Genomic DNA, 7,527 nt, shown 5'->3' on the forward strand with positions numbered 1-7,527 from the left:
GCTAAGGGCGTGCCTGCAGGTCCGGCGCGGCCGCCGCAAGCAGGTCGGCGCGGCTTCTGGTCAAGGGCGGGTAGATCCGCTGGGTATTGATCGTCTGCTTAGTGGCCTTAGCCTGCGCGCCACGTGACACGACCCTCCGATCCCACCCCTCGGTGTATACCGCCCCGGCCGGCCCCAGATCGAGAACCGTGACGTACCAGGGAATTCGGAGCGCCAGCATCGGCTGATCAAACAAGTCGCTGATGACGTTGTAACCGGCATAACGGCCCATCGGGCGCCCATGCTGACACGACATCACCGACAGGTGTTCGTCGTCCATGCGTGCCGCGGCCACGTCACCCGCGGCGAACATCGCGGGCACCCCGACCACCCGAAGGTAGTCATCGACTGCAACCCTGCCCAGCCGGTCGCGTGCCACCGGCAGCTGTTCGGTCAGCGGGTTGGCCCGCATGCCGGCACACCACACCACCGTGGCGGTTGCGAGTTGCTCGCCCGCCGAGAGCGATACGCTGTCCTGGCCGACCGCGGCCACACCGACACCGGTCTTGGCTTCAACCCCGTTGTCCGACAAGGCTTTTTCGATCACCGGCCGCGCCGATGCCCCCATGTCGGAGCCGACGAACGAGTTGTGGTCGACCAGCACGACCCGAGGGGTCATGCCCATAGCGCGCAGCCGGGCCGGCAGTTCGCAAGCGGTCTCGATACCGGTGAGGCCGGCACCGACCACAACGACGGTGGCCGCCGCCGGCGTCGCGGGACCGTCGGCCAGCTTCTGCAGGTGATGTTGCAGCTTGACCGCGCCGTCATAGGTGTCGACGTCGAAACCGAACTCCCGCAAGCCCGGCAGGTCCGGCTTGGCCACCCGGCTTCCCGACGCAAGCACCAGGCGGTCGTAGGAGTAGGTCTGGCCACTGGCGGAAGTAACGCGCCGGGCGTCGGCGTCGATCCCGGTCACCTCGGCGGTGACGTGTGCGATACCGGCGGGGTCGAGCACGTCGGCGAGCGGAATGCGGCAAGCACTCAGGTCAGCCTCGTAATTGCGAACCCGGATGTCATGGAACGGTTCTGCGCTCACAACGGTGATTTCGACACTGCCCGCCGGCACCGCAAGCTCGTCGAGTCGTCGTGCGGCGCCGAGTGCCGCCCACAGACCGGCGAACCCGGAGCCGATTACCAGCACTTGGGTCACTGCAACACCTCGCGGATCTGCACCAGGGCTTCCATGGCGCTGCGATTGGGCAAGTACATCCACACGTGCAAAGCTCCTTCCCGCTCGTACCATCCGATGTCCAGACCCTCGGCGAGCGCGCGCTTGCGGAAAGCCCGGGTGTCGGGGTTGAGCACATCGTGCGTTCCGGTGAACACCGTGAGCCGCGGCAAGCCTTCAAGTGGCCCCTGGCTGGGGCTCACCAGGGGAGTGTCCAGCGGATCGCCGGCGGCATAGCGCAGTCCCGCTGCCCGCAGGTCGTCGAGGTTCAGGAAGGGATCGATCTTGGCGACCGCCGGGACATCCGGATCCGGCAGCCCCACGTGCATCCAGGGGGATAGCAGCACGGCATCGGCCGGCTGTGGCAGACCGGCGTCGCGCACCGCATGACACAGCGCAAAGGCCATGCCGCCCCCTGCCGAATCGCCCATGAAGGCAATCGAACTCGGATCCTGGTCCTTTAGCATGCGGCGATACACCTGCAGTAGAAAGGGAAACACTTCGCGATAGCTGTGCTCCGGAGCGATCGGATAAATCGGCACGGTCAGTGTCCGGCCGGTGAGATTGGCCAGCTTTGCGATCGCAGGCCAGTGGAAGTGCGGCATCAGGTCCAGCACGTATGCCCCGCCGTGCAGGTATAACAACTCACCGCCATTAAGCGGCGGCGAGCTCAGCAGCGGCTTGACCTGGTAAACGGGACGCCCGGCCACGTCGGCCCGGGTGACCTCGACCTTCTTCAGCACTCGCTTGGACGGCCGGCCGCTGTAGGGCAGCCGCGGATGTGCGGCCCAGCGGTCCAGCTTGGCGGCCGGAAAGAGCCGCTTGCGCATGCCGGTAGAGCGAAGCAACCGATGGCTGACATTGAGCCTGAGCATTCTGCGGTCCATAGCGGTTATCAGTCTGTACTCCCCGGACAACCAATGCGACCGATGGTCACCGGCGGGGCGGCCGTGGTCGTAATCTGTCTGGTGTGGATGTTTACCCCGGGTTCTGGTCCCTGCTACCGCCGCCCTTGCGGGACCCGGTGCTGTTCGCCATCCCCTTCTTCTTGCTGCTGCTGGCCCTCGAAGGATTTGCTGCCCGCAAGCTGGAAAGTATCGAGACCAACCCCGATACCGGAAAGCCGCGGCCGGCTTCGGGTGCCTATCTCAGCCGCGATTCGATGGCGAGCATCTCGATGGGATTGGTTTCGATAGCCACCACCGCGGGTTGGAAGACTCTGGCCCTGCTTGGCTATGCCGCGCTGTATGCCTATGTCGCGCCGTGGCATCTCTCGCCGGGCCAGTGGTACACCTGGGTGGTCGCGATCGTGGGCGTAGATCTGCTTTATTACGTCTATCACCGGGTGGCTCATCGGGTCCGGCTGATATGGGCAACGCATCAGGCCCATCACTCCAGCGAATATTTCAACTTCGCCACCGCGCTACGCCAGAAGTGGAATAACAGCGGCGAAGTACTTCTTTGGGCGCCGTTGCCTCTGCTTGGCCTGCCGCCCTGGATGGTGTTCTTCAGTTGGTCGCTGAACCTGATCTACCAGTTCTGGGTGCACACCGAGCGGATCGGCAAGATGCCGCGGTGGTTCGAGTTCACCTTCAACACGCCCTCACATCACCGGGTGCATCACGGGATGGATCAGCTGTACCTGGACAAGAACTACGGCGGTATCTTCATCGTGTGGGACCGGCTGTTCGGAAGCTTTCAGTCCGAGCTGTTCCGGCCGCATTACGGCCTGACCAAGCAGGTCGACACGTTCAACATCTGGAAGCTGCAGACCCACGAGTACGTGGCGATTGTCCGGGACTGGCGTTCCGCAAAGCGGCTACGGGACCGGCTGGGTTACGTCTTCGGGCCGCCGGGCTGGGAACCGCGGGTCAGCGCAAAGACGTCTGCGGCGGCCCGCTTGGTCACGTCGCGGTAACGCCGGGAACCTCCGACGCGAACAACTCAATGTGCGGCCGGCACTCGGCGGCCTCGACGGATCGGAGTCCACATTGCGGCGCCTGGCACAGCGTGTATTGACCGCATCGGTTGCCCTCGCGGCGCTCGCCTCGGTCTATTCGCCGGCGACCGCCAAGGCCGACCCGACCCTGGTGTTTCCCGGTATGGAGATCCACCAGGACAACCGCGTCTGCACGCTGGCCTATATCGACCGCAGCCAGCGCATTGCCTACACCGCCGGGCACTGCAGGGGCGCGGGACCGGTCACTGACGTCAACAACAACGTCATCGGCCATCTTGCGGCGTTTCGCGACAGCACGCCCAGCGGCACTACGGTGGCCACCGACGAGTCGATCGACGACTACGAGGCGATCGCGCTGGCCGACAACGTAACCGTGAACGACGTCCTTCCGGGTGGACGTCCATTGGTATCGAATCCAAGCGTCATGGTTGCACCCGGCCAAGCGGTCTGCCACTTCGGTATCAGCACCGGTGAAACGTGTGGAACCGTCGATGCCGTCAACAACGGGTGGTTCACCATGTCCAACGGGGTAGCCAGCCAAAAGGGCGACTCGGGCGGACCTATCTACGTGGCGCCGGTCGGGGGGCCCGCACAAATCGTCGGAATCTTCAACAGCGTCTGGGGGCAGTTTCCCGCGGCGGTGTCCTGGCAGTCAGTCCTGGGGCAGGCCCGGCAGGATCTCGGTACGCCGCCCAGGGCGTAGCGGTCAGTTCGCGAGCTCGAACACCGGGATCTGCGGTGCTGCGGCGCGCAGCTCATCATCGCTGGACTGCGGGGTCAATCCCACGACATAGTCCTTGACCTGCCAGTACCAGCGCTGCAGATAGCGCCTGAGGACTTCGGGCTTGGCATCATCGGCAAGTTCCCGGACCTCGGCGCGCTCCTTGTGCCAGCTGGGTCCCATCTCCACCACGCCGGCCGCCCTGACGTTGCGCGCCCACTGGGTGTTGCCGCGCGGTGAGACGACATAGTCGACGCCGTCGACGGTGAGCAGGTTGATCACCACGGAACGCTGCTTGCCGCTCTTGCGGCCCCGCACCCGCAGTGCGCGGGTACCGGCGATGCTGATGCCCAGTTCGGCGAGCCAGCGGATCAGCGCGTTCGCTGCCCGGGCGGCTTTATTCGGTTCCTCGTATCGCGTGGACACAGCGCAGCCTCTCGGTCGATAACAATTGAGAGCACCGCTCTCGATAGCTACCGTGACAGAGTCTTATCGGAAAATCAAGAGCAGTGATCTCGGTTGTGTCAGACTTGGCCCCGTGGGCAAGCGCCAGGAGTCGCGGGAACAGATCGAGTCGAGAATCGTCGAGCTCGGCCGGCGCCACCTGGTGGATCACGGTGCTGCCGGTTTATCGCTGCGCGCCATTGCCCGCGAGCTGGGCATGGTGTCGTCGGCGGTCTACCGGTATGTGTCCAGCCGTGACGAGCTGCTGACGTTGCTGCTCGTCGACGCATATACCGACCTGGCCGACAGCGTGGACCGGGCGCGCGACGCCACCATCGCCGAGCTGTGGAGCGACGACGTCATCGCCATTGCTCGCGCGGTGCGCCGGTGGGCCGTCGCGCACCCGGCGCGGTGGGCGCTCCTCTACGGCAGCCCGGTGCCGGGGTACCACGCGCCCCCTGAACGGACGGTCGGAGTGGGTACCCGCGTGGTCGGGGCGTTCTTCGACGCCATCGCCGCCGGGATCGCCACCGGCGACATCATGTTGACCAATAGCCCGGCGCCGCGACCGATGGCGTCGGACTTCGGACGCATTCGGCATGAATTCGGATTTCCCGGCGATGACCGCGTGATTGCCAAATGCTTCCTGCTATGGGCCGGCGTGGTGGGTGCGGTCAGCCTCGAGGTGTTCGGGCAGTACGGCGCCGACACGCTGACCGATCCTGAGTCGGTGTTCGATGCCCAGTTGCGGCTGCTGGTGGATGTGCTGGGACAACACTGACGGGGGCAGCGAGCGAAATTAGAACACGTTCATCCGGCCGTTCAGACACGGCCATCGCCGATCGCGGCAAATTGGGCTATTCTGCGAAACGATGAGCTTTCCCGTTCAGTCTCCGACACAGATCGCATGGGTAACCGCGGACCTGGACGCCACCGAAACGACTCTCACCGGCCTGTTAGGCGCAAGAAAGTGGGTTCGGATACCCGATGTGCATTTCGCCCCGGACAGCTGTACCTATCGCGGCAAGCCCGCTGACTTCGTCGCCAGTATCTCGCTGAGCTATCTCGGAGACATGCAGCTGGAACTGATCACACCGGTCCGCGGGGAGAACATCTATAGTGACTTTTTGCGCGACCACGGGCCGGGCTTGCACCACATCTGTATCGAAGCCGAAACCCTGGAACTATTCGATGCCGCGATCCTGGAGGCGTCCCATCATGGAGCCGAGGTGGTGCAGCAGGGCCTGATGCCCGGTGGGATCCATTTCGCCTATGTGTCCGCACCGCAGGCCGGGGTGCCGTTCGTCGAGATCGCGCACCTGTCGCCACAAATCAGGGCGTTCTACGAGTACATCAAACAGGAGCAGCGGTGAGCCGCGCCGACGACGATGCAGAGCTGCGCGATGCGCAGGAGTGGCGCCAATGAGCCGCGCCGACGACGATGCAGAGCTGCGCGATGCGCAGGAGTGGCGCCAATGAGCCGCGCCGACGATGCAGCGCGTAGCAGGGGTAAGGAGTGGCGGCAATGAGTACCGAAATACCAACGACGGTGGACGTGAACACAGTGACGTCCTGGTCGGATGACGTCGACGTAGTGGTCATCGGTTTCGGAATCGGCGGTGGCTGCGCGGCGGTGGCCGCCGCTGCCGCCGGAGCGCGGGTACTGCTGCTCGAACGCGCCGCCGCCGCCGGTGGCACGACTTCGCTTGCCGGCGGCCACTTCTACCTGGGCGGCGGAACCGCGGTCCAGCAGGCGACCAATAACCCAGACTCGCCCGACGAGATGTACAAGTACCTGGTTGCGGTGTCCCGGCAACCCGATCACGAGAAGATCCGCGCGTACTGCGATGGCAGTGTGGAGCACTTCAACTGGCTGGAGGACCTGGGTTTCCAGTTCGAGCGCAGCTTCTTCCCGGGCAAGGCCGTGATCCAGCCCAACACTGAAGGGCTGATGTACACGGGCAACGAGAAGGTTTGGCCCTTCCTCGAGCAGGCGGTGCCTGCACCCCGCGGCCACAAAGTGCCGATCCCCGGTGATACCGGCGGCGCCAGCATGGTGATCGACCTGCTCGTCAAGCGGGCGGCCAGCTTGGGGGTAGAGGTCCGCTACGAAACGGGTGCCACCGAACTCATCATCGAGGGCTCGGGCCCGCAGACCAGCGTGAGCGGTGTCATCTGGAAGCGGTTCTCCGAAACCGGTGCGATCAAAGCGAAGTCGGTGATCATCGCCGCCGGCGGGTTCGTGATGAATCCGGACATGGTCGCCAAGTACACCCCAAAGCTCGCCGAGAAGCCGTTCGTGCTCGGCAATACCTACGACGACGGGCTCGGTATCCGGCTCGGCGAATCCGCCGGCGGCGCAACGCAACACATGGATCAGATCTTCATCACCGCGCCGCCGTACCCACCGTCGATCCTGCTCACCGGGATCATCGTCAACAAGCTGGGGCAGCGGTTCGTCGCCGAGGACTCGTACCACTCCAGAACCGCCGGGTTCATCATGGACCAACCCGACAGCGCCGCCTACTTGATCGTCGACGAGGCACACCTGGAGCACCCGAAAATGCCCCTGGTGCCGTTGATCGACGGGTGGGAGACCGTCACGGAAATGGAAGCCGCGCTTGGTATTCCGCAGGGCAACCTGGCCGCCACACTGGACCGCTACAACACCTATGCCGCGCGGGGCGAGGACCCGGACTTTCACAAGCAACCGGAATTCCTTGCGGCGCAAGACAAAGGACCGTGGGGCGCCTTCGACATGTCGCTGGGCAAAGCGATGTACGCCGGATTCACCGTGGGCGGGCTGGCCACGTCGGTGGACGGTGAGGTGTTGCGCGAAGACGGGTCGGTGGTGGCCGGCCTGTATGCAGCCGGGGCCTGCGCCTCCAACATCGCCCAGGACGGAAAGGGATACGCCAGCGGGACCCAGCTGGGTGAGGGTTCGTTCTTTGGCCGGCGCGCCGGAGCGCATGCGGCGGCGCGAGCTACGTCGACCCGTTAACCCCGTTTTTGCCCAACCATCCCGCGCTACCGCCGGTGCCGATGTTGCCATTGGGAGCGCCAAGCCCTGCGTTGCCGCCGTTACCACCGTTGCCCAGCAGTAGCGCGTCACCGCCGCGGCCGCCGTTACCGCCGGCCTTGGCGGCTACCCCAGCTGATCCGCCCGCGCCACCGTCCCCGCCGTCGCCGAACAAA

9 protein-coding genes are annotated in these 7,527 nt (G+C 64.9%); 5 read left to right on the plus strand and 4 right to left on the minus strand.

Features of this window, described 5'->3' with window-relative positions; genetic code table 11:
• Position 1 precedes the first annotated feature (1 nt).
• Both AWC27_RS24820 and AWC27_RS24825 read right to left on the minus strand, forming a co-directional pair.
• On the minus strand, positions 2-1,189 hold the full coding sequence (locus AWC27_RS24820) for an NAD(P)/FAD-dependent oxidoreductase (protein ID WP_085672895.1): 1,188 nt from the start codon (positions 1,187-1,189) through the stop codon (positions 2-4).
• Positions 1,186-2,037: an alpha/beta hydrolase fold domain-containing protein gene (locus tag AWC27_RS24825; protein WP_169726861.1), complete on the minus strand. Its 852-nt coding sequence runs from the start codon at positions 2,035-2,037 to the stop codon at positions 1,186-1,188. Before AWC27_RS24825 ends, AWC27_RS24820 begins: the two co-directional genes overlap by 4 nt.
• A 140-nt stretch (positions 2,038-2,177) precedes the next feature.
• On the opposite strand from AWC27_RS24825, the gene AWC27_RS24830 reads away from it, so the two are divergent.
• Complete coding sequence (locus AWC27_RS24830; protein WP_211281709.1) at positions 2,178-3,125, plus strand: sterol desaturase family protein; 948 nt, start codon at positions 2,178-2,180, stop codon at positions 3,123-3,125.
• Between the two features lie 73 nt (positions 3,126-3,198).
• A complete protein-coding gene (locus tag AWC27_RS24835) occupies positions 3,199-3,870 on the plus strand; it encodes an Rv1815 family serine proteinase (protein ID WP_085672919.1) in 672 nt (223 codons plus the stop codon).
• Positions 3,871-3,873: 3 nt separating this feature from the next.
• Here AWC27_RS24835 and AWC27_RS24840 read toward each other — a convergent pair whose 3' ends face one another.
• A complete protein-coding gene (locus tag AWC27_RS24840; protein ID WP_085672897.1) occupies positions 3,874-4,314 on the minus strand; it encodes a nitroreductase/quinone reductase family protein in 441 nt (146 codons plus the stop codon).
• Positions 4,315-4,426: 112 nt separating this feature from the next.
• Here AWC27_RS24840 and AWC27_RS24845 point away from each other — a divergent pair, with 112 nt between their 5' ends.
• The 3 genes from AWC27_RS24845 (at position 4,427) to AWC27_RS24855 (ending at position 7,333) form a co-directional block, all read left to right on the plus strand.
• Positions 4,427-5,113 carry a TetR/AcrR family transcriptional regulator gene (locus AWC27_RS24845; RefSeq protein ID WP_085672898.1) on the plus strand — a complete coding sequence of 229 codons (687 nt, stop codon included), beginning with the start codon at positions 4,427-4,429 and terminating at the stop codon, positions 5,111-5,113.
• 91 nt (positions 5,114-5,204) lie between these two features.
• Entirely contained in the window at positions 5,205-5,705 is a 501-nt protein-coding gene (locus AWC27_RS24850) for a VOC family protein (protein WP_085672899.1), read from the plus strand.
• 152 nt (positions 5,706-5,857) lie between these two features.
• Positions 5,858-7,333 (plus strand): FAD-binding protein, encoded by a 1,476-nt coding sequence (locus tag AWC27_RS24855; RefSeq protein WP_085672900.1) that lies wholly within the window; start codon positions 5,858-5,860, stop codon positions 7,331-7,333.
• Here the strand turns inward: AWC27_RS24855 and AWC27_RS24860 are convergent.
• A partial coding sequence (locus AWC27_RS24860; RefSeq protein ID WP_085672901.1) for a PE family protein occupies positions 7,317-7,527 on the minus strand: 211 nt, incomplete at its 5' end. The genes AWC27_RS24855 and AWC27_RS24860 overlap by 17 nt on opposite strands.

This window comes from Mycobacterium szulgai (assembly GCF_002116635.1).
Lineage (GTDB): Bacteria > Actinomycetota > Actinomycetes > Mycobacteriales > Mycobacteriaceae > Mycobacterium > Mycobacterium szulgai.